Consider the following 25,833-nt stretch of genomic DNA (forward strand, 5'->3'; position numbering starts at 1 on the left):
TTTTCAGGCTTTACCTGGAGAGGCTAAAGGTATTCTACCGGCCTCTCTTTAGAAATGATTTCTGTGTTACCGGTTTTGATAAGGGCATTTGCCTATGAACAGTTCAGATCCAAATCCATCAGATAACAACAACCGCAGGTCCGGGCCCGAAACACCGGGTCAGCAAAGGGAACCTGATCAGTTAGAAAATTTAATCACCGGGCCGGGGGCTAACCGGGCATCAGACAACCACCAGCCTATTACTCAATTGGATCGTTTGATCGTCAAATTGGGGGATATATTGAGTGTGGTATTTCTGGGCAGTGCCTGCATTATTGTATTCGAAATAGTGGCTCGGTATGTGTTCGACTCTCCGACCATCTGGGTTCATGAAACCACTACGCTGTTATGTGCAATTTGTTTCTTGTATGCAGGCAGTTATTGCTTAGCCTGCAATAGACATATCCGTATAGGGCTCTTCTATGATGCGGTTTCTGCCAGGGTCCGACGAATCCTCGATATCTTTATTGCATTTCTTGGGTTGGTTTACATGCTGGTGCTTAGCTGGGCCGCATTCGGTGTCGCCAATAAAGCGCTTTTTGCTCCTTGGGGAGCGTTCAGACCGGAAACCAGCGGCAGTGCCTGGGACCCTGCACTACCGGCCATTGTAAAAACCTTTCTGTTTTGTGTTGTTGTCTTGATGTTAATTCAGTTTTTACTGCAGCTGATACGGCTTGTTGTAGTCGGTAGTCCGAGAGATGATCATGATGTTTGAGTTATTTGATTTATCAGTCATCGGTATTGAGTGGGGAAGTATTCTGCTACTCGGTATGATGTTCCTGCTTTTAGCGACAGGTATGCCCCTTGCTTTTGTGACTGGTATAGTGGCGTTGTTTTTTACTCTCTTTTGGCTTGGTCCTCATGCCGCACCATTACTGATCAGCCGAATTTACGGGTTTTCTACATCCTATGTGTTTGTCGCAGTGCCGATGTTTGTGCTGATGGCAGCCATTCTGGATCGGTCTGGAATCGCCAAGGACTTGTTTAACGCCATGCGTTTAATGGGCGGTAAAATGCGTGGCGGTGTTGCCGTACAGACGCTGGTTGTCGCCGTATTCCTGGCAGCAATGTCCGGTATTATCGGTGGTGAGACGGTGCTGCTGGGATTATTGGCATTACCGCAGATGTTACGTTTGGGTTATGACCGTAATCTGGCTATCGGTACCGTCTGTGCAGGTGGTGCTTTGGGAACCATGGTCCCACCGTCAATCGTATTGATTATCTATGGTTTGATTGCCAATGTTTCCATCGGCGATCTTTTTACCGCCTCTTTCCTGCCTGCCATGATATTAGCGGCTTTATACGTGGGTTATGTCCTCATTCGCTGTTATTTCAACCCTGATCTGGCTCCTATTGCTGATGAGCAAGAACTCTTGATGACCTCCACTGAGAAATGGAAGGTTATCAGAGGCGTTGCTTTGCCTGTCGCAGTGGCATTCAGTGTGTTGGGGAGTATCTATGCCGGTATTGCCTCAGTGACCGAGGCTGCCGGGGTGGGTGTGGCGGGGATCGCCGTGTCAACCTGGATTAGAGGAGAGTTACGCTGGGCGTTGCTGCGAGACAGTGCCATTCAAACCATGCGGACCTGCGGCATGATTATTTGGATTGGTGTCGGCGCAACCCTGATCGTCGGTGTCTACAACCTTATGGGTGGAATGCGGTTTGTCGAGAATATGCTACTTAACTTCGGTGACGGTAGTCCTTTAAGTATTCTTCTTCTGATGATGGCAATCCTCTTTATGCTGGGGCTGTTTCTGGATTGGGTTGGTATTGCACTTCTGACAATGCCGATATTTGTGCCGATTATTATTCAACTGGGTTATGACCCGATCTGGTTTGGCGTAGTGTTCTCATTAAATATGCAGATTTCATTCTTAACACCTCCTTTTGGTCCGGCAGCCTTTTACCTGAAAAGTGTTGCGCCTCCTGACATTACTCTGGGGCACATATACCGAGCAGTACTGCCCTTTATCGGTTTACAAGCCGTTGCTCTAGCGTTATTAGTCAGCTTTCCAATCCTGGCTCTTTGGTGGCAGTAGGTTGCCGTAGGGCTTTAACGGGTTGAGTTGCAAAGTATTATCGGCCACGGGAACAAGATCTCCGCTCAGGCTGGCTCAGTAGCATGACAAAATTCTCCAGCGGCGGTGGAACAGCGTTTACCGTCGTTGCTGTGGAATTTACTGAGTTCGCCTGATCCGGATGCGACTGATCCAGATAAATGCGATTCCGCCCATCAGCCCGGTGACGATACCAATAGGCAAGTCTTCTGGTGCCATGATTTTGCGTGCGACCACATCGACCCAGACCAGAAAAATTGCACCCGTTAACGCTGAGAGTGGCAGCAGGTAGCGATTATCGCCTCCGACTAACAGACGCAGAACATGAGGAATCATTAGGCCGACAAAGCCGATGGTACCGGAAAATGCCACCATCACCCCGGTTAAAAGTGCGCAGACAACGAACAGAGAAAGGCGTAGCCGAGTCGTGTTGATGCCCAGAGTCAGGGCCGTTTCTTCTCCTGACATCAAGGCGTTGATCTGTCGTCCCTGAAGTAGCAGAAAAGCCAGACCTGACGCCAGGGTAAGGGCTGGGTACCAGAGTTGGTCCCACTGGGCGAGCCCGAGACCTCCCAGCATCCAGAAGATTACAGAATGGGCGGCTCGATGGTCCCCCAGAAAAATAAGCAGATTGGCCAGCGCCATACACACGAAGGAAACCGCGACACCGCTGATTACCAGGCGGTCAGGTAAAATATAACCTCGTTCTCTTGAAATCCCCAGAACCAGGCCGGTGGCGAGCAAAGCGCCGACAAAAGCGAACAGGGGCAGCGTCGCCAGACCGAATATCAGGCCCACATGCATCATGGCAACCACCGCTCCCAGCGCAGCACCGGAAGAAACTCCCAGCAGATGTGGATCAGCCAGCGGATTGCGGGTAGCAGCCTGGAGTACGGTGCCGACAGTGGCCAGCGCAGCGCCTACCAATGCTCCCAGTAATACTCGAGGGAAACGAATTTCCCAAACGATATTATCCCGACCAGCACTCCATGCCACCTCGACCGTATCGGGCAGAATATGGTTAAGCGCGACTCCCCAGACCGTGTTTACCGGAATGGCGACGGAGCCAAAACCTATAGCTGTGGTGATGCTGATCACCAGGACGATAAGCGCCAGGGCAATCAGCAGGGGAAGAGAACGAGGGGAGCTCGCTAGACAGACGGACATGGGCAATTAACTCTGAATGGACGTGATCATAAGTTCCCAGGGTAGAAGCTACTGGCAAGCTTTTGGACTGCTTTCAAATTACGTGGACCGGGAGTGGCTTCATCGTATTCGAGGACAACAAAACGGTTGTGCTTTATAGCGCTGATATCCTTGAACGCGGGATTATTCATCATAAAATCCCGTTTCTGCTCAGCTGTCACTTCGCCGTAGTTAACGATGACGATGATTTCGGGATTACGCTCGACCACGGCTTCCCAGCCGACTCTTGTCCAGCTTCCGTTTACATCATCCATGATATTGGATCCACCCGCGGCTTCAATCATAGCGCTAAGCATGGCGTATTTAGCCGCAGTGAAGGGGCGGTCCTCGCCGCTGTCGTAGACGAACACCCGTTGGGGATTCTGTCTGGCTGTTTTCGCTGTGATTTGGGCCAGTCCCACCTGATAGCTATCGATCAGGGCTTCAGCGCGTTCCTCGACGCCGAAGATTTTGCCCAGATTGCGCAAGTCGTTGTACAGGTCATCCATGGAAATCTTGGGTTTGTCCATGATGTGGATGCAGGACTCGGTAAGTTCATAAACCTGAATGCCAAATGGGTCCAGAGACTGGGGTGTTACCTCGCCCCCAACCCTCATGCCGTAGTTCCAGCCGGCGAAATAGAAATCGGCGTCTGCTCCCAATAGCACTTCCTTGCTGGGATATTTGGCGGACAACTGCTTGAGGTCACCGAGTCCTTCACGCAGTTCAGGAGTAATCTTGTTCCAGCCGGTTATGCCGGTAAAGCCTGCCATATGATCCTGTAATCCCAGGGCCAGCATCATTTCAGTCAGGTTTACGTCGTTACTAACGGCACGCTGAGGAGCTGAGTTAAAAGTGACTTCGCGATCACAGCTCTTGACGGTGACTGGAAACGCCAGTGCGTTCTGGGTTCCGAGTGTGAGGCTGGCGCCGAGTGTGACGGCGGTCAGGAGTTTCAGCAGTTTCATTTTATTTTCCTTTAAGGGCGGTTGTAGGCTTGGGTATGTGGAATGACAGGCGGGGTTTGTTGCTTTCCGGGTGCTTGTCGACGTGTGTCTGCACCTGAAATACTTCAGCCAGTGGCTGAGGTCTGAGTACTTCCTCAGCGGTCCCCTGTGCTTGGATACGGCCCTGATTCATCAGGTAGATCCGATCGCAGTAATGAGCGGCTATGTTCAGATCGTGAATGGTGGCGATCACGGTAATGTCGAGCTGCTGAATCAGATTCAGCAGCTCGAGCTGGTGTCGGATATCCAGGTGGTTGGTCGGTTCGTCGAGGATCAGCACACTGGGGCTTTGTACCAGTGCCCGGGCCAGTAGCACTCGCTGTTTTTCACCACCGGACAGGGCAGCGAAGGGACGTCTGGCCAGCTCCCTGAGTGAAAGACGGTCAAGAACGTCTTCTACGATTTTGCGGTCCTGTCGGCTATCGCGTTCGAACAGGCGCTTATGAGGAGTGCGGCCCATATCCAGAACCTGGCGCACATCCAGATTGAAATCGGTAGAAGATTCCTGGAGCACAACCGCGATGGACTGAGCGCTTTCGCGGATATTCATCTTCCACAGGTCCCGGCCTTGCAAAGTGACGATACCGCTATGGGGACGATTCACCCTGTAAATACAGCGCAGCAGGCTGGATTTACCCGAGCCGTTGGGACCGACGATACCGGTAAAGCTACCAGGTTCAGCCGTCAGGCAGATATCTTCGAGCAGTTTTTTGCGGCCTTGTGGTGCCCAGTTCAATCGATCAACGACGATTCGCCCCATTGGGTTATTATCCTGGTGGGACGGTATGGCTAGAGGGAGAAAGGTGGCGGAGCAGGGGGAGATAACCACTGCTATGAAAAGAAAAGTTCTCGGAGTCAGCCACAAATACCCGCCCCCGGGGACACCCCGTCCGGTTGCAATGATTTTTGTAGCGGCAGGTTTCCTGGCTTACACCTCTAGCGCCTTTCCCAGCCTTCCCGGTTTCCCAGTGGCGATGAATGAGAGTGGCATCGGTGCTTACAGTTGCGGGGGCAGCCAAGGTTTAGACATCCGATAAATATCGCACCCTGTTCCCTCTTAGTCGCCGGACAATGAGTTACGGCGAACCATCTACAGCCGGCGATGCTACGGGAAAGAAGTGATGGATGTCAACTATCCCAATCACGCATCTATTTCGGCATCCGGGACTCCAGATCCCCTCATTTGATTCCATTTCAGCCAGTAGCGCTTGATCGCGGGTTTCTTTGCTTTTACTGTTTATCGACCAATAAAGTAAATAGAGCAAGGAAGAACCTTTTGATCGTGCTAAGGGCCCTAAAGAAAATTTACCAATTGTTCGTTAGATTTGCTGTTGGGCTGGTTTTTGGATTTGCTTTTACCGGCGGTGGCTTACTGATCTTATCTGAAACGGCTTGGCCTATGTTGGTTGATTGGCACAGTATGCAAAAATGGCAGCCGACCAATGCATTCCTGTTAAACGTATCGGGAGGATCCAATTACATCAAGGCACGTTATCAATACCAGTTTAACGGGCGATCTTATTCCGGAAACCGCGTTTATGTTGCAGAAGTTAATGACAATATCGGGTCTTACCACAAATATCTGTTTGCACGATTGAAAAAAGAAGAGGGCTCGAATGAGCCGATTATCGTTTGGGTTGATCCTCAGAATCCAGAACAATCGGTTATTGACCGGAATATGCGCTGGGGATTGTTTACTCTTGAATCTGTTTTTTGCTCCATCTTTATTGTGATCGGACTGCTGATTGCCTACGCCAGTATTCGTTCGGAAGGTAAAAAGACATATCCTGGACCCCCGTCCCTATCTGAGTTGCGTAAAGAGTGGGAGCAGAAACTGGATGATCCTCATTTTGGTGATAGTTTCATTGCATATAAGAACCGTCGATTGTGTGATTTTGAAGAATCTTCATATTTAGCGACTGAAAATGATAAAAAGCCTGCAACAAAGATAGAACCGCTCAAAACTAACTGGCGTGACCGCTATGGCTGGAAAACCTCCAGTATTCGATCAACCAGTGCGTCTCGTACATTATTGATTTGGTTAGTCGGCCTTTTTTGGATAGGAATAACGTCACCGGCGTTAATTGTGATACCTGATGAACTGGGTAAAGAGAATTATGCGGTGTTACTGGTATTGCTGTTTCCATTGGTGGGGCTGTTTATTTTGTATAAAGCAGTTGTAAAAACACTTGAATATCAACGTTTTGGTAATGTTGTTTTCAAAATGGATCCATACCCCGGCGCTATCGGTGGCCATATAGGGGGAACTGTCCATGTTTCCCAGTTGAGCCATGGAGTTGCTACGGATCAAGCAGCGAGCTTAGCGGTACGGCTTGAATGCGTTTATTCATATGTGCCAAAAACCGGCAAGAATCGATCGAGACAGGAAACCATAACATGGTGTGAGGAGGGCGCCCCTAAAATAGAGCCACTGAGTAGCGGAGTCAATTTGATATTTCGGTTTGATGTACCGGATAACTTACCTGAGTCGGATATAAAGCAATCCGGCTCCTACCACTTTTGGCGGCTAACCATTAAGAGTGATATTCAAGGTGCCGATCTTGATCGAGAATTTAATATCCCCGCTTTTCACTCTAGAGAGGCTTCTCGTACAGTCAAGTACGATATAAGTGCTCAAGGGGTTATACGCAAACAACAGGAACTGGAAGTCATAAAAGACTCCATTTCCCAGGGGGATTTTGACGTTCCCGGTTTATCCCGTGCGATGCGCTTTCGTATAGAAGGTGACGGTATTTACCTGTTTTTTCCGATGCTGCGTAACAGACTGCTATCTCTAATTTTAGCTATCTTTTCCGGTGGCTTTGGGTTGGCTGGTTATTCCATTCTGGGCTCTGCATTTACAGGAGGCTGGATTGGGATTCTGTTAGGTTTATTTAGTGTTCCCTTTGTGCTGATAGCGGTGATTGCCATTATAGGATTTGTGTTTCTGACTTTTAATTCTTTACGGGTGGATATAACGCCAGATCAGATATCAGTATTACGCCGTCTGTTATTTTTTCCAGTGTACTGGCGACAGTTACCGGTTTCTGATATTTCACATTTAGAGCTTAAATGTTCAGGCTCCACCAGTGGTCAAGGGAAAAAAACAGAACATTTCAGGATTCTGATTCATGACAATCTGGGTAACAAAATGGCAATTGCGGAGGATATTGACGGTAGAGAAGTAGCAACACATTTTTGCCAATACCTTAGGTGCCGACTTAACCTGAAACCTGATAACAAAAGCAATGACACAGACGTTCCTTGCTAAATGTTATAGCTCGGATATTTTGTACATCCGATATCTATGTTCAGGCTAGTTTCTGGGTCGCTCGTGCAATTGATTGAGAGTAGAGTGATTGAGTGATAATTTGGATAAGATTATGGGTATCCGTTTCGAAATCGACAGCCAGAATGCACAACAGTTTTAATTTAAACACATAACAATCAGATCAAGGTTCGCCCACTTTGTGGGATGGGAGCTCCGTAAGCTTCGCTTTATCTGGATCGTTGAGGCTGTCGGAAAAGTCCCCAAGTCTTTGGCGAATGAGGCTCTGTCTCGCTAAACTCGACGAAAAGAATTTAGCCGCTGAGGGAGAACGGGATAAAACCGCTTCTCTCTGCCCCCTGATATTCTCTGAACAGATATTCGTTGACAATCAGTTTTCCATGTATAACGATGCTTGAATGAAAGTGAATCTTGAGCAGCACAAAGCACGAATTATCATCATTCCATAGGAATGGTGGGATTTTTGATGTGCTTGTTACTTATCGAACCCACCCCATAGAGGTGGGTTTTCTGTTTCTGCCTCATGGGAATAATCGATTTTAAGGAGGCAGTATGAACAAAATAGCAGTTTTTGGTAAGCCGGGAAGCGGAAAGTCTACTTTAAGTAAAGCGCTAGCGTCAGCGACTGGCATACAGCTACATCAACTGGATTCGATAGTGTACAAGAAGAACGGAGAACTAGTGGATCGCAAGTCATTTGATGAAGCGCATGAAAACATCCTCTCGTCTGAACGTTGGATAATTGACGGGTTTGGTCCAGTAGGTTCATTTAATCAGCGCCTGAAAGCTGCTGATACGTTGGTTTACATTGATCTACCATATTTAACGAGCTACTGGTTTGTGACCAAGCGGCTGCTAAAAGGGCTTGTTGTAAAACCTGAAGGTTGGCCTGACGGCAGCTCCGTACTGAAAGGAACTTTAGAAAGTTATAAAGTATTGAGGTTGTGCCCAAAATTTTGGAACGATGACTTTATGTCCAGGCTAAGAGAAAAATCGAATAGTAAAGCCGTGTTCGTAATTCGAAGCGTCTCGGAGTTGAATGATTTTGTTCATCAACATGCACAATAGACGCATATAACTAATACAGATTAAGTTGTAGTTAGGCGCAACCTAAGGCTCCCTGATCGTATTAGTTATGCACTCGCTTTTTAATTCGGCTGAAACCAACGGGAGTTAATCCCAAATAACGAGCTAAATCGTTCTGTGTGACTTTTTCTAGAAGTGCCGGAGTTGATTTTTCAAGTCTGATGAACTGTTCTTCTGCGCTCAAGCAGAGAAATTCATACTCCCGTTTTTCTTTCTTCATGGCAACATGAATTAACAGCTCGATCATCATATTTGCCAGTTCCAGATCATTCCTGCTGTATTCCTGCAGGGTCTCAACCGGGATCATGTTCAGTCTGGCAGGCTCCAGGCAAACAAGACTGAAAGAGCAGTTTCCTTCAGAAAAGGCTGAGGTCATGCTTCCAATCGAATCACCTGGCAGTAGGAATGATTTTATCGATTCTTTACCTTCTTCAGAAGTGTAGTAGGCCTTAAGCAAGCCTGATTCAACCTGGTAGAACGATTTGTCGGAGTCACCCTGCATAAAGACATGTTCCCCCTTGCTCTTTTCTATCCTTTTGCCTTCAAGCTGTAACAGTTCATCAAATTTCATGAATTTTAACCCGGGTTAACGATCATCCATTCTCATCGCCCTAGTATAACGGACAGCAACGCGAAAATTGTAGCCTGTCCAAGGAGGCAGCTCACCTATGAGACTTAACAACAAGCTTATTGTTATTACCGGAGGCACTTCGGGCATTGGTTACCAAATGGTGCAATACCTCCATCCCGATAACAGGTTAATTGTGATCTCCAGAAATGCTGACAAACTGAATGACCTTTCCCGGCAATTTGAAGGAGTAGTCACCTTTCAGGCTGACCTGTCTCGGCTTGAGGAAGTTGAGGCCGTGGCTGATCTGATTGTAAAGCGCTTTGAATCCATTGATGTACTGATCAATAACGCGGCTATCCAAAATACTCCGACATTTTTGGATAACGACTTTCAATACGAAACCATATCCCGAGAAATCACCATTAATTTCACCAGTATTTGCAGCTTAACCTACCTGTTATTGCCGACTCTGTTACACCGGGATAAGTCAGTGATTCTAAATATTAACTCTGGTTTGGCCCTGGCACCAAAAACGACTTCAGCAATCTATTGTGCAACCAAAGGAGCACTGAATATTTTCACTCAATCACTGCGCTATCAGCTGGAACAAACCAATATCGGGGTACAACAGGTTTTCCTGAAGCTAGTGGATACCACCATGACTCAAGGAAGAGGGGCCAACAAAATGACAGCCGAGCAGGCTGCCCGGCAGATCATCGAAGGCGTTGCGCGTGATATTCAGGACCATGATATTGGCAAGGTTAAACTGCTGCGGTTATTACTACGCTTCGCGCCATCGATAGCGCGGAAAATTATGAAGAAGTATTAGGGACGTTGGGAACAGGTCCCTAGGGCTCTGTAGGGCCCTGGAGGGCTCGCTGAGAACATAATGGACTATTCAAAGGTTCCTTAGAGAGATTCTGATGAAAACATTATTAATTATTCTGTGGAGTTTACTGATGTTGATAGCCAACAGTGCCATCGCGACCGAATTGAAGGTAAAGGTAAGGAACATCGATGTGGGACGAGGAGGGCAGGTTATCGTTATGGTATTTGGCGAAGCAGGGTTCCCCAAAGATCACGATCAAGCGGTTTTTTACGAGGCCAGGGATTCACTGCAACCGGTCATGGAGTTTGTCTTTGAGGTCAACATGGAGGTACTGGCCATCAAGGTACTACATGATGAAAACAAGGATGGAACAGTCACCAAAAACTGGACTGGCATATACCCGAAAGAAGGCCTGGGCTTTTCCAATAAACAAAAGATCGGGCTGACCGGACCACCCAAATACAAATATTCAAAGTTATCAAAAGAGCAGTTCATGGGCGGACTGGACATTTCACTGTTGTATCCATGAGGCGTAACCCTGATGAAACCTTTAATAAAAGTTTTTCTTATTATTGCCGCCTGTTTTGCAACCACTTTCCTGCTGATTAAAGTAAGCGGTATTTTAACCGTAGAACAGATTGAAGGCTGGTTGATACAGACCAGGCAGCTATCGCCCATCTATGTAGGAACGCTGGTCGCTATGCTCCTGTTTGCCGACCTGTTCATAGCGGTGCCGACTTTAACGGTGATTATTCTGTCCGGATACTTTCTCGGTCATACCTATGGAGCAGTTTCAGCATTAAGCGGTGTGATGCTGGCGGGTATCTGTGGTTACACATTAAGCCGCTACTACGGCAATGCCATTCTTGGTTTCCTGGTGAAAGATGAAGATAAGCGCAATGAGGCCATCATGACTTTTCGAAAACACGGTTTCATGATGATACTGCTATCCAGGGCAATGCCCATATTACCGGAGGTGACTGCTTGCCTTTCGGGAATGACACGGATGAGTTTCAGGTTATTTTTGCTGGCATGGCTTGTCAGCTCAGTGCCTTATATCCTGATCGCCACCTATGCAGGCTCAATCAGTTCTATTGAAAACCCAAAGCCCGCCATATACACCGCCATCGGGCTTTCACTATTGCTGTGGGGCGCCTGGTTTATATACCACCGAGCAAACAACAAAGCCAAGTTAAATCTGATCGCCAAAGAATAAACTGTATCTTACAAGCCTTATTGTCAAACTGGATCGCTTGCTCCTTTGCTTACGCCCGTTTTGAACTGGACCTAAAGACAAAAATGTTGCAATATCAGGGGCATCTTACATGCGCACTTTCGCACAGAAAGGTGGCTGTGAATGTCTGAAAAAATCTCTATAGTTCCAAGTTATTATATGGATATCGGCCGATTGATCGGATCGACAGACCGGGCGTGCGCGAGATACAAATGTTAAGCGAAGAGAGTTATAAATTATGAAAATGAATTATTTTGTTGTTGGAACAAATGATATGGAAGCTTCTGTTAAGTTTTATGATTCATTATTTAAAGAAACAGGAATAAATCAAGTTCTGGCAGGAGAAAGAATGACCTTTTGGCAGGACGAAGAGGCAGATTTTGCATTTGCGGTTGCTAAACCTTTTGATGGAGAGGAAGCGACTAATGGTAATGGAACAATGGTTGGCTTTGGTGTTAGCTCTATCGAAGAAGTAAAAAAACTTCATAAAAAAGCTATCGATTTAGGTGGCGCTAATGAGGGTGATCCAAATCAGCGTGGCCCTAAGTTTTCTGCATATGTTAGAGACTTGGATAAAAATAAAATAGTCTTTGCGTGTGATGTCGCTTAACAAGTAAAGGCAAGCGATGCAAAAACCTCGCCACAAAACCCGTGCCAGAGAACAAATATTGCTAATATACTAGTGAAAACTGCCGATGCCTGTGTCTCCTTAATCTGGTGAGAAGGTTATATTAGCTGATGGGTGACCCCGTTTTTCGCAGCACTGAAAGTCTTGAAAATGGGTTTTGGAAGGATAACCAGAAACAGATGACTCCGGTTGTTCGTTGGTTCAAGACTGATAAAGTAACGGATTACCTGAGAACCAAATATGGGATGAGATTCTAAATGCTAACGAACACCGGCCAGACAGCAACGTCGCCTGTTTCTTAGTGGTCATTCTGTATTTTTTAGCCATTCAGGGACCCGGCTAGCTGTTTTGGACCCTTGGTTCTGGCTGTCCTTGCGAGTTTTCTGAACCGCTGTGTTGTTAAGCTGTAAACGTTTAGAAGGTCGATAAAGGGAATAGGTACAACGCTTCTGCAGCGGTTTTTCAACCAGATTAAAGTAAGCATTGGATTCTGTTAGTCCGGGCTGATAATACTTACCCTGCTTGCATATTTTTTTCCATCGCCGACATATCTTAAAAATTTGTTGTGTTTCTTCATACGATAATAAAATATCCATTTGATTCAGACCATAGTCCTGAATAAGATTACTGCTTTCTAAATAAAGAGCGCCATACTCATTATCGTTTAAAATACTATTGGCTATGTCATATAGTTGCATAGTTCAACTTCCTTTTTGTAGAGTTCATGGAGCATAACCTTTTTCTCTGCCGTTGTTTTCTTATAGGTCGAAGGATACCAACAGGGCCTGAATTATATGTTCCTGAGAGCTATCGTGATTTTACCCGTTTTGGACCGTGATTTAATTTTTTTATTCCACTGGAGGCCCCGCCAGATACTGATAAGCCTCGGTCCTGAGTTCCTTCACGATGTTATAACTATCTCTCTCTGCGTGTTGTGGACAGATAAAGAGAAGTGATCCAAACGTTGAGCAAAAGTCAGGTTCTGAATCGTAGGTAAACGGAGGCGGAATCAACTGGGCAGAGGGTCCTTTAAGCCCTTCCACCCAGTCGTCTGTTGGCCAGGATTTAGCGGCCTTGGGATAGCGTGCCTCCCAGGCATCGGCCAGCCGTAACGCCTCGGCGATATCCTCTTTCGATACTCGCCCGGAAGATTCCAGATAATCGACAGCATTGCTGGCAAAACCGGAGTAACTGAAGTTTTCTTTTACTCGTCGAAGAGCGAGCACATGCCACATATAGGCCGAGACTGAATCAAAAGAGTACTTTCTGAAGGCTTTGCCGATCTGAAAGAGTGCTTTAGGATGACCCTGTAAGGCCGCCTTGTAATACCAGCTAAAAGCTTTTTGTAAGACGGGTTGACGTTCTTTAAACCGAAAAGAGCCGCTGTTATCAAGGTAAGAAGCATATTTATGCTGAGCTACCGCATTACCCTGTAATCCGGCTTTTTCTGCCCAGACCAGCGATTCTTTTTCATCAGATAAGGGGTTGTTGGGGCCCTCGTAATATACCGCAGCTAGAGCCAGTTGCGCGGCGGCATCACCGGCATCCGCACAGGGTTGTATCATCTCCCGTGCTTGATAAGCCTGGTAGGGTATTTTTTTATAAAGCGTCCTAAGAGTTCCATTAACCAGCTCTCCAGTACAGTTTAAGTGGTTACTGTCAGTTATCGTCACAACCTGATCAGTTTGCCCTTGGTCCACTGGATGGCTTGTGGCATATACTGGTATGGCCAATAGCCAACCGATAAATAGACCTGAAATTAGCTGCGTCTTGCCCATACCGCCTCCTCTGCCAGCGTTAATGCCTGGATGACCTGACTATTTAGCCCTTGCGCAAAGGACCCAGCCAAAGCATCCAAGGTGCTGTTGTTTCGCTGATTGTTCCAAATATAGGTTTCCGTGGAGCCAAGTACAGGAACCGTTGCCGGATCATGATAAAGATCATAACGATCGATATTGGCCAGTATCCGCATGGCCTCCCGTCGGGCCGGAAAGCCCCCCAGATTGCCCTTATTGATAATGCTTAGAGGTAAAATACACTGGCTTTTACCGATAAATTGGCCCTTAAGTTGGGCCAGCTCCGCTTTATATTGGCTCTTCTGGGCATTGACATTAATATCATCCACCTGAACGTGCAATCGATGCCTGGGGTCCGTATGGGGGCCACATTCAGCCTGATCGGTTCGGACCAGATAGAGGGCTGTTCGCCCCGGGCCGTAGTTACTACCGGCATAAACCGCCTTAACCTTTTGCAGCACCTTACCAAAGCCCTGATTCATACGGTCCCGATGCACCCCAGAGTCATCATCAATCACCTTGCTGTCATCCACAAAACTGCGGATATGCTCTACTGCATCTGCTTCGTCCTTAAACTGTCGTTTGCTGACAATCTGGCCAATTTGTTTCGCCGCCTGACGACCAAAGGGGCTGTTAAGAAAACCGGTTTCTACCTGATCGATCTTGTCGGCAAAGGCATCCTTAAAACGCAGGTAGTCTTGTTGCAGCAGTTTATTGGCATCCTTGGCTTGGTTGGCATACCCCTGCTTATACAGGCTAACCGCTTCACTGGTCAGCCAAATCGGTATCGCAGCGCGTTTCAACAGCAATGCTCCCAAGGAGGTGGGGAACAGTTTTTCCGTGGCATTGCTGGCAAAACTAAAGGCGGCAGCAGAACGAAAGGCCGGCGGTAAGGTCGAAATATCCTTGGCATGTTGATTAAAGCAATTATCCAATGCATTTAAGCTGGCTGACTTCCAGTCATAAATTTCAGTACGAAGCGCTTCTGAGATATCGTTAGGGGTTGCCTTATGAGTTGTTTCCATACGTATTCCATCCTGGAAAGCTTAATAGGTGATTCAGTTTGATAGGTTGGTTTCGATTGGTCAGGCTTTGGCCAGTCGTGACCAAGGCAAATAAAAAACCATGGTTTGCCTATTGCTGAAGGATCAGCAGGGCCGTTGTATTGCGTTAACAGCAGGTTCGACCAGAAGTTCTTGCGAGGTAAGGTTTGTGAAGCGTGCAACAAGTGGCATATTTAATTCCTTATAGGGGTCCAATGCAGCAATTCCTTGCTTAGCGGTTTTTGCTGAAAGTTGCTTAGAAAGCTATCCTTTCTGAATTTCCCGGATATCCTACCAGTAGATTAAATGACAATCAATCCTGATTCAGGGAAAAGCTGAGTAAAAAAAATCGTGAATCTGGCAGAAAAAGGACTGGTTTGTTTGCAGTTAACCGGTATTTACATTTAGTCGGCCTTTGAATTTTCTGATTGCTTAGTTTGCTAGCTAATGCGGGTGTTTTAAGCGCTGGGGACTTTGCCCGGAGGCTTGTTGTTAGATGTTATGGGTCTGATGTTCCATACATCCGTTATCTATGTTCAGGCGGCTTTCAGGGTTGCGCGGCTTAGTTCATCCGCAAGGATCTCGCTGGCTTCACTACTGACCCGGTTACGTAAAACAACCTGCATGGATGGTAATTCCGGTAAATCCAGCCGAGGTGTTAAAACTTCAGTACCGGAACTAATGGCGTTTTTGGCTCGTACTGTTACACCGAGTCCTGCTTTAACTGCTGCCATCAGGCCCAGTAAATCCGGTGATGTATAGACGATATTCCAGGGGATCTGTGCTTTATCGAGCGCTGAGATACAGCAGCTGCGAAAATAGCAGGGGGCCGGGTAGCTGGCTAAGGGTAGCGGTCGATTGGGTGACCATTCGTAATTTTCCGGACCTAGCCATACCATCTGCTCTGTTGCTATTATCTGGCCCGAGCTGGGGTCTGCTTCCAAGGTTAGTGTTAGATCATATTCGTTTCGATCGTATTGTTTGACTATTTCTGTGACGGAAGCCGATTCGACAAATAGTTTCACACCGGGATAGGTCCGGGAGAAGCGACCGAGGACCTGTGGGAGAACACCTTCACTCAGGTCTCTGGAAACGCCAATTCGGATGGCCTCTTCGATAGATGTCTGTTTGACGGCAAATAATGCTGCATCCTGTAACGACAACATGCGTTTGGCGTATCCCAACAGAATTTCACCCGAAGGGGTTAATACCCTGCGTCTGCCGGAAGCGATAAACAGCTCGGTGCCGGTTTCCTGTTCCAGCCGCTTGATATGCTGACTTATTGTTGATTGTGTTTTATGCAGATGCTCAGCGGCGCGAATAAAACCGTCGGCTTCGATCACTGTGACAAAGGTTCGTAGTAGTTCAGAACTCAGATTGGCTTGATTCATAGTTATCACCGTTAATCGTAATATACGATCAAAAACATCATAAAAGATCGTTAGATAAAAACATAGCACGCTCTTACAGTAAAAGCATGTCTAATCAACAGGAGTGTCATCATGCCTTTTATTGAAGTTCGTATTGCTAAGAATCATATTGAAGATGAGATCGTTCGGCAGGTTTCTACCGGTATCGCAGAGATTATGAAAGATGTATTGAATAAGAATTATGATTTAGTGGCTGTCACCGTAACAGCCGTGAACCCCAGTCAGTGGCTGATAGCCAACCGTTCTCTCGATCAGTCCGCACAGACATCAGCGTTTGTTTGCGCCAGAATCACAGCAGGTACCAATACCGAACAGCAAAAGAGTCAGGCGCTGGAGGATATACATGATTTGTTGCAGCGTACGCTCGGGCCATTGAGTGAGGCCAGTTATGTGGTGCTGAAGGAGCTGCCCGCCAGCGACTGGGGATACAGCGGGAAATCCCAGCTAAGCCGCCAAAATCAAATCAAACGAAATTCCAATGGATCAATTGATACCGAGCACTATGTCAGAAAAATTCATACGGAGCGGTCAGCCTCTGTGTATTTTGTTTTCAACAAGGCACTAAAGTGGCTAAGATCGACACTGAGTGGCTTTACAGGTAGCGGGTCTCTGAAAGGATCTGTCAGGTAGGTCTCTGTAAGCGGATTGATTCGGCAAGAAGACTGGAGAAAGCAGATGGAAACATTGGGGATTATTGGGGTAGGGCAGCTGGCCGGCTATTTGATTGCAGGGCTGCGCAGGGGAGGTGATCGTCGTCGGATTCTGCTGGCTCCACGTAATCTCCAGACAGCAAAGGAGCTTGCATTACAGCATCAATGTGAAGTACTGGACAGCAACCAGGCGGTAGCGGACCAGTCTGATATTGTGCTGCTGGCCACGCGCCCGGAACAGAGTTTACCGGTATTGCAGAAGCTGGTTCTTCGAGAAGATCAGTTATTGTTGTCTGTTGCTGCTGGCGTATCCCTGAAAGACCTGGAATCTTTCGCACAGCCTGCATCTGTTGCCCGTTGCCTGCCGTTGGCACCGGCCGAAGTCTGTGCCGGTGCCACTCCTTTGATACCCAAAGATCCACGGGCAGAGAATCTTCTTAAATCGATAGTGACGGTGGTTACTGTGGAGACTGAGGAGCAGTTTGAAATGGGGGGTGTCGCTGGTTGTATCGGTGGTTGGGTTTTTCAGCTTGTTGCAGAATTACAGCAATGGCTGCAGCAAGCCGGTATGTCGGAATCCCAGGCTCGAACATTAGCAATCGAAACTTTTCATGGTGCTACCGGTTTAGCAAGGGAAAAACCGGAACTGGTGTTGCAACAACAAGCTGATGAGATTGGTCGTGAAGGAACCTATACCAAGATGTTTATTGATGACTTCAGAGCTCGAGGTGGTTTCAAAGCCTTACATGATAGTAGCGATGCATTGCTGGCCAATTTAGAGAAGGCTTAGGGCCTTGCAGTGATTATCCGGCCAACTGCACGATGCCGTCATAAATAAACTGAATGGCCAGCGCGGCGAGAATAACACCGAGAAAACGTCGTAGAATTTCATCCCCGGTTCGACCAATAAGTACCTTTACAAAACCGGATAACAGCATCAGCACCAGAGTAATCAGGCTAATGCTCAGAATTGCCAGCACAATAGCAATATCTGTAGCCTGGCTGGAAGAGTTTGAAAACAGCAGAATTGCCAGGGTAAGTGAGCCTGGACCCGCCAGCAGAGGAATCGACATGGGGAAGACAGAGATGTCTTTTTTCTCTGTTGTCACCTTGTATTCAAGATCCTGAGTGATCATGTTAAATGCGGTATAAAACAGCAACAAGCCACCGGAGATCCTCAGGGCTTCAATGCTGATGCCGAGTTTTGATAAAAACAATTCTCCGTAGTTACCAAAAACTATCAGTAGAGTGGTTGAGATCAGCAGGGATTTAACCGCCATAACGGTGCGATGACGGGACTCACCTGCCGGTAACAGAGAATGGAAAATAAGGGCCGTGCCAATCGGGTCAATAATGACAAACAGGCCCGTCATGGCATTTAAGTATACTGACAAATCCATTTTGAATCCCCTTGGGACAGATTGGCAACCGTTAGATGACACCCCTGAGCAACTTAGGGCTGGTTACAACAGCCGCAGCACTGATCATAGCAAAACCGCTTTAATGTAAGGATGTTTGCAATAGAACTGACTGATGCGGGAATAAGATAGTAACAGAACTTCCTTGAGCTTTAGTTGAGTTGAGAGAAATATCCAGTCTCATTCGTTCACATAGCCGTGTGACGATATACAGCCCTAAGCCAGACAGGGGGGGAGCCTGCCATCCGTTTGTCAAAGTGACTTTCCCGGCCAAAGCATTGAAAATATTTCCTTCGGATATTCAAGGTATGATAAAGAGGCGGTTTGGGCGAAGATCGTATTCCAGAAAGGCGAGTACCGACAGCCCCAGTACCAGTCATACTCGACTTATCACCCTCCATCCATCCCTTTAGATTGGCAGAGTTCTGTGCAAAGGATTGGGTGTAGAGGTACGCCAAGCACAACCTATTCTGCAGCTGCTATTCTTAAACTACGCATGTAAAGGGCGTCTCTCTAACACTTCATTTTGCGGAGGTAACCGCTCATGTTGGAAACACCACTTCCTAAAACCTTTACCCGGATAAGGGAACAGCATCCTAAATTGGCTGCTGCTATTGATGAGTTGGGTCAGGCGGTAAAGCAGGAGGGACCTATCGATTTGAAGTCCGCGCAGTTGATTCAGTTGGCTGCGGCCGCGAGCATTCGTTCCGAAGGAGCGGTACATAGCCATGCCAGGCAGGCCAGGGAGGCTGGAGCCAGTCAGGAGGAGATTCACCATGCGATTATTCTTCTGACCAGCACCATAGGTTTTCCAGCGGTGATGGCGGCCTTGAGATGGGTGGATGATATCCTCGACCATGGCAGTGTTGGGCATTATCCATAGGTATCGGCTACCAACAGTTATCCGCTATCGATGGCTATCTGAGATCTATGGCTATCCGTGACCTATCGATAGCGTAACCTCAGATGTTTTGCCAGGAGTTGCTTTGGGCCGATCTGATAATGGCATCCAGTACTTTGGCGTTGGCCAGGGAGTCCTCAAGCGATACCGCTGGAGGTGTACCCTGTCGAACAGCCAGAGCAAATTGGTCCGCTTGAAGCCGGTATTGATTAACCGGGTCCAATAAGATCTTTTCTGCCGCCTGATTGCCCAGCCGACTTCCATCGTCAAGCCAGAGTCTGGCGGGTTGTTCTGCGTAGGGATTAAAGGGGATTTCAATCTCAATCCGCCCTTTGGTTCCCTGTATGCTGGCTTTTTGTGTGGGAACCAGTTGAGTGCCGCAGCTAAAAAAAGCCTGTCCTTTCGGAAATTCCATCAGCGCGCTGGTTAGGCAATCAACCCCGAAATCAGAATCCTGTTCCATCAGTGAAACCACCCTGAGCGGTTCATCATCAAATACAAATCGGGAAAGGTAACTCCCGTAGCAGCCCACATCGAGTAGGGCGCCTCCTCCAATACCCGGCTGGTTGCGGACATTCTGCGGATCTCGATTATAGTATGAGAAGGTAATGTTGACGGTCCGTACATCACCAATGGCTCCCTGCTGAATCAGTTCTTTTACTCTTAGCCACTGAGGGTGAACTCTGACCATAAAGGCTTCCTGCAACACTAAGCCATGCTTTTTCTGGGCACTGATAAGTGTTTCAACCTGTTCAGTATCCAGCCCTATCGGCTTTTCACAGAGCACGTGCTTTCCTGCGGACAAAGCCCTTAGGCAATAGGGGAGATGCAGGTGGTTGGGTAACGGAATATAGACAGCTTCAATATCCGGATCGGCCAGTAGTTCATCATAGCCACCGAAAGCTTGTTCCAGGCCCATCTCCAAGGCCGCTGCCTGGGATGACTCTTTATTACGAGAAGCAATTGCCACCGGCGTGCAATAGGGGGATTGTTTTAATGCCGGTATTACCTGAGTACGTGCAATTTTTGCATTACCCAGAATTCCAAAGCGTACAGGTTCCATTGATAAAACTCTTTTCCAATGTGGCGAGGAATCTTCTCAGAGTCCTCGCAACGTGCTGAATTAAAGGTTCAATTATTTCACCCTGACAAGGGGCTTTCCGGTCATTTCTGCTGGAATGTCCAGATTCATCAGTTCCAACAATGTGGGTGCTATATCGCTGAGAGCACCGTCTTTTAATGCGGTGGTATCAAATGGTGAAACATAGACCAGAGGTACCGGTTCACAAGTGTGGGCTGTATGTACCTGACCACTGGTTGGATCCAGCATTTGCTCGACGTTTCCGTGATCAGCGGTAATCAGGCATTGACCGCCGCTACTGGTAATCGCTTCGATAACCTGCCCAAGGCAGTGATCAAGGGCTTCGACTGCTTTCACTGCCGCATCAAAATTTCCAGTATGACCGACCATGTCGCCATTGGCGTAATTACAGACAATCAGGTCATGATGATTATTTTCGATAGCGCTGACCAGATGTCTGGTAACTTCCGGTGCACTCATTTCCGGCTGCAAGTCATAGGTGGCCACTGAAGGTGAAGGGACCAGTATTCGTTCTTCGTTCTCAAAAGGCTTTTCAACACCGCCGTTGAAGAAAAACGTAACATGGGCGTATTTCTCGGTTTCTGCCAGTCTAAGCTGCGACTTTCCGGCTTTGGCCAGCCAGTCACCCAAACAGTTTTTCAATACGATCGGCGGATAGGCGCAGGGGGCCGTGATATCGTCCGCATACTGGGTCAAGGTAACAAAATGGATGTCGCCGGGTTGAAGGCTAGTTTGAAAACCACTGAAACTGCTATCGGTAAAACTGCGACTTAGCTGACGGGCTCTGTCAGGACGAAAATTCATAAAAATGACGGCATCGCCCGTATTGATCGCAGAGCTGGACTGATCCGGGGTTTTGACAATTGATGCTGATACAAATTCATCATTCTCATCCCGGGCGTAAGCAGCATTCAGCGCATCTGCTGCGCTATCAAACTGATAGCTTCCCTGCGCCTGGGTCAGGAGCTGATAAGCTGAGGAAGTCCGCTCCCAGCGTTGATCTCTGTCCATGGCGTAGTAGCGACCGATAATTGAGGCGATTCGACCCACGCCTAATGCCTTAAACTTATTGTCGATGCTTTGGATAGATGAAGCAGCGCTGCGAGGGGGGGTATCGCGACCATCAGTAAACGCATGGAGATAAAGCTCCTTTGCCCCTCTTTTGGCAGCGATTTCGCAGGCTGCTTCGATTTGATGCTGGTGGCTATGAACGCCACCCGGTGATAACAGTCCCATAATGTGTACGGCATTACCGGTTTTTACCGCTTTATCAATTGCCTCGATCAGGGTAGGGTTTTCAAAAAAACTGCCATCTTCGATCGCTTTATCTATGCGAGTCAGATTTTGATAGACCGTTCGTCCAGCCCCCAGGTTCATATGTCCTACTTCGGAATTACCCATTTGCCCTTCAGGTAGGCCAACAGCATTTCCTGATGTGGCTATGCTGGCGTGAGGGTAGTGGCTGATAAGGTGGTCCCAGACCGGAGTTCGGGCACTATAAATTGCGTTTGCTTCGACACTGTCACTTTGACCCCAGCCATCAAGAATAATGAGCGCAAGAGGGCGTTTGTTGTTGGTTGTTTGTCCTGATGCATTACTCATAAGCTTTTACTCGCTCTCTCTTTAGTGTTGATACAGTACTGATTCAGTGTTGGTGCTGTTGTGATGATCCAGCCATTTTTTCTGCCGTGTTGATAGACACAACAGGCGTTGAATTGGATGAGTGTTCGGGGCTCCTGATCAGAGCCGGACGAAGGCTATTTTGTCCGTTCGTCTATGTAAGATTGGTAGTCGGGAACCGTTCTTGTGTAGTGCGCTGACAGGAAATCTGAACTGAACAGGAAATCGGCAGTGGCCTGATTACAGGCGACGGGAGTATTCCAGACTGCGGCAATTCTAAGCAGTGCTTTAACATCCGGATCATGGGGCATTTGGTCCAGAGGATCCCAGAAAAAAACCAACAGATCTATTTCACCTTCTGCGATACGAGCACCTAACTGTTGATCGCCACCCATCGGGCCGCTAAGTAAGGGTTCCACAGGTAATTCCAGCGTTTTGGCAAGAAGATTTCCTGTGGTGCCGGTTGCGAACAGTTGATGGCCTGCCAGTTGGCCCCGGTGCGCTTGTGCCCAGGTGATGAGTTCAGACTTTTTATGATCGTGAGCAACCAGCGCAATACGCTTACTGGCTGGCATGGTAACCTGAGTTGTTTTCATCATATTGTTAGGTTTCCTCGACCATATCATTTGCTTGAGTAAAAGAAACCGGCACAGGGCCGGTTTCGTAGAGGGCTTGATCAGACAGCTGAAATTCAGGCATGCCCGCAGACTGGGTTATGCGACCCAGATAGAGGTGTCTGAAGTACGCTTTATTGGCCTTTGATCTCTGAACGGCCATTGTATGGAGCTTGGCCGTTAAGCTCCTGTTCGATACGCAGTAGGCGGTTGTACTTGGATACCCGGTCCGAGCGACAAAGAGATCCGGTCTTGATCTGTCCTGCTTTGGTGGCAACGGCCAGATCGGCGATTGTTGTATCTTCGGTTTCACCTGAGCGGTGTGATATTACCGCCGTATAGCCTGCATCCTGAGCCATCTTAATGGCATCCAGGGTTTCGCTGAGTGTACCAATCTGGTTAAATTTGATCAGAATGGAGTTGCCGATCGAACGCTCAATGCCTTCTTTCAGAATCTTAGTGTTGGTTACAAACAGGTCATCGCCCACCAGTTGTACTTTGTCGCCGATTTTCTGGGTAAGATAGGCCCAGCCATCCCAATCGCTTTCGTCCATACCATCTTCGATAGAGATAATCGGATAACTGCTCGAAAGCTGCGCCAGGTAATCCGCAAAACCAGCAGAATCAAACTGTTTACCTTCACCCGACAGATCGTACTGACCTTCTTTGAAAAACTCGGAAGCGGCACAGTCCAGCGCCAGAGTAATATCTTCTCCCAGCACATAACCTGCATTATCAATGGCTTCTTTGATGACGACCAGGGCTTCTTCGTTTGATGAGAGGTTAGGGGCAAAGCCTCCTTCATCACCGACCGCGGTGTTTAATCCACGGGAGTTTAGTACGGCTTTCAGTGCATGAAATATTTCTGCGCCAATCCTTAGCCCTTCAGCAAAGCTGGGAGCACCAACCGGCTGAATCATAAACTCCTGAATATCAATATTGTTGTCAGCATGCTCGCCACCGTTGATGATATTCATCATTGGCACTGGCATGCTGTAGTCATCTGAATTTCCATTCAGGTCAGCAATGTACGCGTAAAGAGGCTGACCTTTTTCGGCGGCTGCCGCTTTTGCGGTGGCCAGAGATACAGCCAGGATTGCATTGGCGCCTAATTTGGCTTTGTTGTCGGTACCATCCAGTTCGATCATCGCCTGGTCAATAGCGCGCTGGTCAAAAGCATCCTTTCCCAGTAAGCACTGGCGAATATGGGTATTCACCGCTGCAACTGCCTTTAACACGCCTTTACCCAGATAGCGGGAATTATCTTTATCACGCAGTTCCAGTGCTTCGCGGGAGCCGGTGGAGGCTCCCGATGGAGCACAGGCTGTCCCGAAGGCTCCTGATTCAAGGATGACATCTGCTTCAACCGTCGGATTTCCGCGGGAGTCCAGTACTTCTCGTGCAATTATTTGCTTGATACTACTCATAGTTTTGTTCTTTATTCTGTGTTCTTTCTACGTCAGGTAGGCGTGTTCTCGGCTAAATATGCCCACCCGTCAGCTAAGGCAAATGGCGGTTGATCCTAAAAATCGTATTCAGAGCAATGCATTATCTGTTTAAGCTTGCCGTTTGAACGTTCCAGCACTTCTTTCTGCTCAGCAACTTCAATACGAATATCGAAATCACGAGGCCACTCGCTGTTGTTGTAATCGTAACTATCGTCGCTACCGTTTATTGCTTTACTGGAGTGCGGTTGCTTCTGTGCTTGTCCGTTTTGTTGTGATAGCTGTTCTGAAAGTTGTTGCATCACTCTGACCTCATCATATTGTCAGTAGATTTATAGTTATTCAGTCTGTTACGCAGTCGTCAGGACCCGTCTATTGAATACGGTCTCCGACACGGACGACTTTCATGGTATTGGTGCCGCCGTGAGCGTTAACGTAGTCACCCTTGGTAATAATTACCAAGTCCCCTTTGGCGATGACTTCTCTGCGTAATAACTCATCAACTGCAAGCTGATTCACATCCTGATTGGGAATCGCTGAGGTATCAAAAGGTACCGTCTTTACGCCACGAAACAGAGCCACACGATTCTGAGTACGAGGGTGTGGCGAGAATGCAAAAATCGGCTGATTTGAACGTATTCGGGACATCAGGAGAGGAGTGTCCCCGGTTTCTGTCATGCAGATAATGGCCTTGATACCGTCCAGATGGTTTGCTGTATACATTGCCCCCATGGCTATCGATTCATCAATATGCTCAAAGGATTCGTTAACCCGGTGTTTTGAGGTATGGGCCTGAGGGTGCTTTTCAGCTCCCAGAATCACTCTGGACATGGCTTCCACCGTTTGAATCGGGTATTCACCGGCCGCTGTTTCGGCTGATAGCATTACAGCATCGGTGCCATCCAGTACAGCGTTGGCCACATCAAAGACCTCTGCGCGAGTCGGCATGGGCTGAGTTATCATGGTTTCCATCATCTGTGTTGCTGTGATAACCACGCGATTCAGCGCTCGAGAACGATCGATAATGTGCTTTTGCACACCAATCAGTTCGGCATCGCCGATTTCAACACCCAAATCACCTCGTGCCACCATGACCCCGTCGGACGCTTCGATAATGCCGTCGAGTATTTCATCATCGGCAACTGCTTCCGCCCGTTCAATTTTTGAAATGAGTCCGGCTTTACCACCTGCTGCTTCCATGAGTCGGCGGGCTTCATGCATGTCTTCAGCGTCCCGGGGGAAGGATACAGCAAGATAATCAACGCCGATTGCTACGGCGGTAACAATGTCGATTTTGTCTTTTTCAGTCAGTGCTGCGGCCGATAGACCACCGCCTTGGCGATTGATGCCCTTGTTGTTGGACAGCGGACCACCAATTGAGACTTTACAGTAAATTCTGGGAGCATTTACTTCAGTCACTTCCAGAACCACACGACCATCATCCAATAACAGTATGTCGCCCGGTTGACTGTCTTCCACCAGGGCTTTGTATTCGATACCGACCTGGGTCTTGTCGCCAGCGTCTTTATCCAGAGATGCATCCAGAACAAAAGTTTGCCCTTTATCCAACTCAACCTTAGTATCCTTAAAGCGGGAGATACGAATCTTCGGCCCTTGCAGATCGCCAAGAATGGCGACAAACCGGCCCTGCTTGCGCGCAAACTCTCGAACCAACTCGGCACGTTGTTGGTGATCTTCGGCAGATCCATGGGAAAAGTTCAATCGTACTACGTTGACACCTGCCGTGATCAACTGCTCAATGGCTTCAGGACTGCTCGTAGAGGGTCCAAGGGTGGCGACGATTTTAGTTCTGCGCTTCATGATTTATATCTCTCTATTGCAAGGAGTCTGTCGAACCCAATACTGGTATAAGGTTGAAAACCTGACAG

At 47.8% G+C, this 25,833-nt stretch carries 27 protein-coding genes and 1 riboswitch; of the genes, 11 read left to right on the forward strand and 16 right to left on the reverse strand.

From position 1 onward, the window contains the following. Positions 1-94: 94 nt before the first annotated feature. The gene (locus BGP75_RS25460; RefSeq protein WP_083705058.1) at positions 95-754 is read left to right on the forward strand and encodes a TRAP transporter small permease subunit; all 660 of its coding nucleotides are present in this window, start codon (positions 95-97) and stop codon (positions 752-754) included. Beyond that, positions 747-2,078, forward strand: coding sequence for a TRAP transporter large permease subunit (locus BGP75_RS25465; RefSeq protein ID WP_076721859.1), 1,332 nt, complete (start codon positions 747-749; stop codon positions 2,076-2,078). The genes BGP75_RS25460 and BGP75_RS25465 overlap by 8 nt, the downstream gene beginning before the upstream one ends. A gap of 138 nt (positions 2,079-2,216) precedes the next feature. On the opposite strand, the gene BGP75_RS25470 is transcribed toward BGP75_RS25465, so the two are convergent. From BGP75_RS25470 to BGP75_RS25480, 3 genes are read right to left on the reverse strand one after another with little or no spacing between them, the layout of a single operon-like run. After that, complete coding sequence (locus BGP75_RS25470) at positions 2,217-3,263, reverse strand: iron ABC transporter permease (RefSeq protein WP_076721699.1); 1,047 nt, start codon at positions 3,261-3,263, stop codon at positions 2,217-2,219. A 26-nt stretch (positions 3,264-3,289) separates the two neighbouring features. Continuing rightward, positions 3,290-4,249, reverse strand: coding sequence for an ABC transporter substrate-binding protein (locus tag BGP75_RS25475; protein WP_076721700.1), 960 nt, complete (start codon positions 4,247-4,249; stop codon positions 3,290-3,292). A gap of 1 nt (position 4,250) precedes the next feature. Next, the gene (locus BGP75_RS25480; protein ID WP_076721701.1) at positions 4,251-5,048 is read right to left on the reverse strand and encodes an ABC transporter ATP-binding protein; all 798 of its coding nucleotides are present in this window, start codon (positions 5,046-5,048) and stop codon (positions 4,251-4,253) included. A gap of 135 nt (positions 5,049-5,183) precedes the next feature. Next, positions 5,184-5,394: riboswitch (cobalamin riboswitch) on the reverse strand. 206 nt (positions 5,395-5,600) lie between these two features. Between BGP75_RS25480 and BGP75_RS25485 the strand changes: the two genes are divergently transcribed. Then, complete coding sequence (locus tag BGP75_RS25485; RefSeq protein WP_158070177.1) at positions 5,601-7,559, forward strand: DUF3592 domain-containing protein; 1,959 nt, start codon at positions 5,601-5,603, stop codon at positions 7,557-7,559. A gap of 570 nt (positions 7,560-8,129) precedes the next feature. Next, positions 8,130-8,645, forward strand: coding sequence for an adenylate kinase (locus tag BGP75_RS25490; protein ID WP_076721703.1), 516 nt, complete (start codon positions 8,130-8,132; stop codon positions 8,643-8,645). Between the two features lie 61 nt (positions 8,646-8,706). Here the strand turns inward: BGP75_RS25490 and BGP75_RS25495 are convergent, their stop codons facing one another. Next, a complete protein-coding gene (locus BGP75_RS25495; RefSeq protein ID WP_076721704.1) occupies positions 8,707-9,234 on the reverse strand; it encodes a Crp/Fnr family transcriptional regulator in 528 nt (175 codons plus the stop codon). A 97-nt stretch (positions 9,235-9,331) separates the two neighbouring features. Here BGP75_RS25495 and BGP75_RS25500 point away from each other — a divergent pair, with 97 nt between their 5' ends. From BGP75_RS25500 to BGP75_RS25515, 4 genes are all read left to right on the forward strand, one after another. After that, a complete protein-coding gene (locus tag BGP75_RS25500) occupies positions 9,332-10,063 on the forward strand; it encodes an SDR family NAD(P)-dependent oxidoreductase (protein WP_076721705.1) in 732 nt (243 codons plus the stop codon). 94 nt (positions 10,064-10,157) lie between these two features. Next, complete coding sequence (locus BGP75_RS25505; RefSeq protein ID WP_076721706.1) at positions 10,158-10,592, forward strand: DUF2141 domain-containing protein; 435 nt, start codon at positions 10,158-10,160, stop codon at positions 10,590-10,592. A 12-nt stretch (positions 10,593-10,604) separates the two neighbouring features. Continuing rightward, positions 10,605-11,279 (forward strand): TVP38/TMEM64 family protein, encoded by a 675-nt coding sequence (locus BGP75_RS25510; protein WP_076721707.1) that lies wholly within the window; start codon positions 10,605-10,607, stop codon positions 11,277-11,279. A gap of 256 nt (positions 11,280-11,535) precedes the next feature. After that, positions 11,536-11,907 (forward strand): VOC family protein, encoded by a 372-nt coding sequence (locus tag BGP75_RS25515; protein ID WP_076721708.1) that lies wholly within the window; start codon positions 11,536-11,538, stop codon positions 11,905-11,907. A gap of 323 nt (positions 11,908-12,230) precedes the next feature. On the opposite strand, the gene BGP75_RS25520 is transcribed toward BGP75_RS25515, so the two are convergent. The 4 genes from BGP75_RS25520 to BGP75_RS25535 form a co-directional block, all read right to left on the reverse strand. Continuing rightward, the gene (locus BGP75_RS25520) at positions 12,231-12,623 is read right to left on the reverse strand and encodes a hypothetical protein (RefSeq protein ID WP_076721709.1); all 393 of its coding nucleotides are present in this window, start codon (positions 12,621-12,623) and stop codon (positions 12,231-12,233) included. Between the two features lie 150 nt (positions 12,624-12,773). Then, a complete protein-coding gene (locus BGP75_RS25525; protein WP_076721710.1) occupies positions 12,774-13,703 on the reverse strand; it encodes an SEL1-like repeat protein in 930 nt (309 codons plus the stop codon). Further along, the gene (locus BGP75_RS25530) at positions 13,685-14,746 is read right to left on the reverse strand and encodes a hypothetical protein (protein ID WP_076721711.1); all 1,062 of its coding nucleotides are present in this window, start codon (positions 14,744-14,746) and stop codon (positions 13,685-13,687) included. Before BGP75_RS25530 ends, BGP75_RS25525 begins: the two co-directional genes overlap by 19 nt. A gap of 554 nt (positions 14,747-15,300) precedes the next feature. Beyond that, on the reverse strand, positions 15,301-16,155 hold the full coding sequence (locus tag BGP75_RS25535; protein WP_076721712.1) for a LysR substrate-binding domain-containing protein: 855 nt from the start codon (positions 16,153-16,155) through the stop codon (positions 15,301-15,303). A 111-nt stretch (positions 16,156-16,266) separates the two neighbouring features. Between BGP75_RS25535 and BGP75_RS25540 the strand changes: the two genes are divergently transcribed. Beyond that, on the forward strand, positions 16,267-16,824 hold the full coding sequence (locus BGP75_RS25540) for a tautomerase family protein (protein ID WP_076721713.1): 558 nt from the start codon (positions 16,267-16,269) through the stop codon (positions 16,822-16,824). Between the two features lie 45 nt (positions 16,825-16,869). Then, a complete protein-coding gene (locus BGP75_RS25545) occupies positions 16,870-17,634 on the forward strand; it encodes a pyrroline-5-carboxylate reductase (protein ID WP_076721714.1) in 765 nt (254 codons plus the stop codon). Between the two features lie 13 nt (positions 17,635-17,647). Here the strand turns inward: BGP75_RS25545 and BGP75_RS25550 are convergent, their stop codons facing one another. Then, positions 17,648-18,244 carry a MarC family protein gene (locus BGP75_RS25550; RefSeq protein WP_076721715.1) on the reverse strand — a complete coding sequence of 199 codons (597 nt, stop codon included), beginning with the start codon at positions 18,242-18,244 and terminating at the stop codon, positions 17,648-17,650. Positions 18,245-18,806: 562 nt separating this feature from the next. Here BGP75_RS25550 and BGP75_RS25555 point away from each other — a divergent pair. Continuing rightward, positions 18,807-19,145, forward strand: a complete 339-nt coding sequence (locus BGP75_RS25555; RefSeq protein ID WP_076721716.1) for a carboxymuconolactone decarboxylase family protein — start codon at positions 18,807-18,809, stop codon at positions 19,143-19,145. A 79-nt stretch (positions 19,146-19,224) separates the two neighbouring features. Here BGP75_RS25555 and BGP75_RS25560 read toward each other — a convergent pair whose 3' ends face one another. The 7 genes from BGP75_RS25560 to pyk form a co-directional block, all read right to left on the reverse strand. Next, positions 19,225-20,226 (reverse strand): Gfo/Idh/MocA family protein, encoded by a 1,002-nt coding sequence (locus BGP75_RS25560; protein WP_076721717.1) that lies wholly within the window; start codon positions 20,224-20,226, stop codon positions 19,225-19,227. 72 nt (positions 20,227-20,298) lie between these two features. Continuing rightward, positions 20,299-21,867, reverse strand: a complete 1,569-nt coding sequence (gene gpmI / locus BGP75_RS25565) for a 2,3-bisphosphoglycerate-independent phosphoglycerate mutase (protein WP_076721718.1) — start codon at positions 21,865-21,867, stop codon at positions 20,299-20,301. Between the two features lie 155 nt (positions 21,868-22,022). Then, positions 22,023-22,481, reverse strand: a complete 459-nt coding sequence (locus BGP75_RS25570; RefSeq protein ID WP_076721860.1) for a methylglyoxal synthase — start codon at positions 22,479-22,481, stop codon at positions 22,023-22,025. A gap of 7 nt (positions 22,482-22,488) precedes the next feature. After that, positions 22,489-22,662 (reverse strand): hypothetical protein, encoded by a 174-nt coding sequence (locus BGP75_RS27125; RefSeq protein ID WP_158070178.1) that lies wholly within the window; start codon positions 22,660-22,662, stop codon positions 22,489-22,491. Further along, complete coding sequence (gene eno / locus BGP75_RS25575) at positions 22,634-23,926, reverse strand: phosphopyruvate hydratase (RefSeq protein WP_076721719.1); 1,293 nt, start codon at positions 23,924-23,926, stop codon at positions 22,634-22,636. Before eno ends, BGP75_RS27125 begins: the two co-directional genes overlap by 29 nt. A 95-nt stretch (positions 23,927-24,021) precedes the next feature. Then, complete coding sequence (locus BGP75_RS25580) at positions 24,022-24,246, reverse strand: hypothetical protein (RefSeq protein WP_076721720.1); 225 nt, start codon at positions 24,244-24,246, stop codon at positions 24,022-24,024. Between the two features lie 70 nt (positions 24,247-24,316). Continuing rightward, positions 24,317-25,765, reverse strand: coding sequence for a pyruvate kinase (gene pyk / locus BGP75_RS25585; protein ID WP_076721721.1), 1,449 nt, complete (start codon positions 25,763-25,765; stop codon positions 24,317-24,319). Between the last annotated feature and the right edge of the window lie 68 nt (positions 25,766-25,833).

The organism is Motiliproteus sp. MSK22-1, assembly GCF_001968815.1.
GTDB lineage: Bacteria > Pseudomonadota > Gammaproteobacteria > Pseudomonadales > Balneatricaceae > Motiliproteus.

Excerpts from the sequence above, each read along its gene's own strand:
- pyk (WP_076721721.1), bottom strand. The coding sequence starts at position 25,765 with ATGAAGCGCAGAACTAAAATCGTCGCCACCCTTGGACCCTCTACGAGC.
- BGP75_RS25495 (WP_076721704.1), bottom strand. The coding sequence starts at position 9,234 with ATGAAATTTGATGAACTGTTACAGCTTGAAGGCAAAAGGATAGAAAAG.
- BGP75_RS25560 (WP_076721717.1), bottom strand. The coding sequence starts at position 20,226 with ATGGAACCTGTACGCTTTGGAATTCTGGGTAATGCAAAAATTGCACGT.
- BGP75_RS25475 (WP_076721700.1), bottom strand. The coding sequence starts at position 4,249 with ATGAAACTGCTGAAACTCCTGACCGCCGTCACACTCGGCGCCAGCCTC.
- BGP75_RS25505 (WP_076721706.1), top strand. The coding sequence starts at position 10,158 with ATGAAAACATTATTAATTATTCTGTGGAGTTTACTGATGTTGATAGCC.
- BGP75_RS25515 (WP_076721708.1), top strand. The coding sequence starts at position 11,536 with ATGAAAATGAATTATTTTGTTGTTGGAACAAATGATATGGAAGCTTCT.
- BGP75_RS25550 (WP_076721715.1), bottom strand. The coding sequence starts at position 18,244 with ATGGATTTGTCAGTATACTTAAATGCCATGACGGGCCTGTTTGTCATT.
- gpmI (WP_076721718.1), bottom strand. The coding sequence starts at position 21,867 with ATGAGTAATGCATCAGGACAAACAACCAACAACAAACGCCCTCTTGCG.
- BGP75_RS25535 (WP_076721712.1), bottom strand. The coding sequence starts at position 16,155 with ATGAATCAAGCCAATCTGAGTTCTGAACTACTACGAACCTTTGTCACA.
- BGP75_RS25520 (WP_076721709.1), bottom strand. The coding sequence starts at position 12,623 with ATGCAACTATATGACATAGCCAATAGTATTTTAAACGATAATGAGTAT.
- BGP75_RS25500 (WP_076721705.1), top strand. The coding sequence starts at position 9,332 with ATGAGACTTAACAACAAGCTTATTGTTATTACCGGAGGCACTTCGGGC.
- BGP75_RS25540 (WP_076721713.1), top strand. The coding sequence starts at position 16,267 with ATGCCTTTTATTGAAGTTCGTATTGCTAAGAATCATATTGAAGATGAG.
- BGP75_RS25465 (WP_076721859.1), top strand. The coding sequence starts at position 747 with ATGTTTGAGTTATTTGATTTATCAGTCATCGGTATTGAGTGGGGAAGT.
- BGP75_RS25480 (WP_076721701.1), bottom strand. The coding sequence starts at position 5,048 with ATGGGGCGAATCGTCGTTGATCGATTGAACTGGGCACCACAAGGCCGC.
- BGP75_RS25530 (WP_076721711.1), bottom strand. The coding sequence starts at position 14,746 with ATGGAAACAACTCATAAGGCAACCCCTAACGATATCTCAGAAGCGCTT.
- BGP75_RS25545 (WP_076721714.1), top strand. The coding sequence starts at position 16,870 with ATGGAAACATTGGGGATTATTGGGGTAGGGCAGCTGGCCGGCTATTTG.
- BGP75_RS25460 (WP_083705058.1), top strand. The coding sequence starts at position 95 with ATGAACAGTTCAGATCCAAATCCATCAGATAACAACAACCGCAGGTCC.
- BGP75_RS25525 (WP_076721710.1), bottom strand. The coding sequence starts at position 13,703 with ATGGGCAAGACGCAGCTAATTTCAGGTCTATTTATCGGTTGGCTATTG.
- BGP75_RS25510 (WP_076721707.1), top strand. The coding sequence starts at position 10,605 with ATGAAACCTTTAATAAAAGTTTTTCTTATTATTGCCGCCTGTTTTGCA.
- eno (WP_076721719.1), bottom strand. The coding sequence starts at position 23,926 with ATGAGTAGTATCAAGCAAATAATTGCACGAGAAGTACTGGACTCCCGC.
- BGP75_RS25580 (WP_076721720.1), bottom strand. The coding sequence starts at position 24,246 with ATGCAACAACTTTCAGAACAGCTATCACAACAAAACGGACAAGCACAG.
- BGP75_RS25555 (WP_076721716.1), top strand. The coding sequence starts at position 18,807 with ATGTTGGAAACACCACTTCCTAAAACCTTTACCCGGATAAGGGAACAG.
- BGP75_RS25470 (WP_076721699.1), bottom strand. The coding sequence starts at position 3,263 with ATGTCCGTCTGTCTAGCGAGCTCCCCTCGTTCTCTTCCCCTGCTGATT.
- BGP75_RS25570 (WP_076721860.1), bottom strand. The coding sequence starts at position 22,481 with ATGAAAACAACTCAGGTTACCATGCCAGCCAGTAAGCGTATTGCGCTG.
- BGP75_RS25490 (WP_076721703.1), top strand. The coding sequence starts at position 8,130 with ATGAACAAAATAGCAGTTTTTGGTAAGCCGGGAAGCGGAAAGTCTACT.
- BGP75_RS27125 (WP_158070178.1), bottom strand. The coding sequence starts at position 22,662 with ATGGCCGTTCAGAGATCAAAGGCCAATAAAGCGTACTTCAGACACCTC.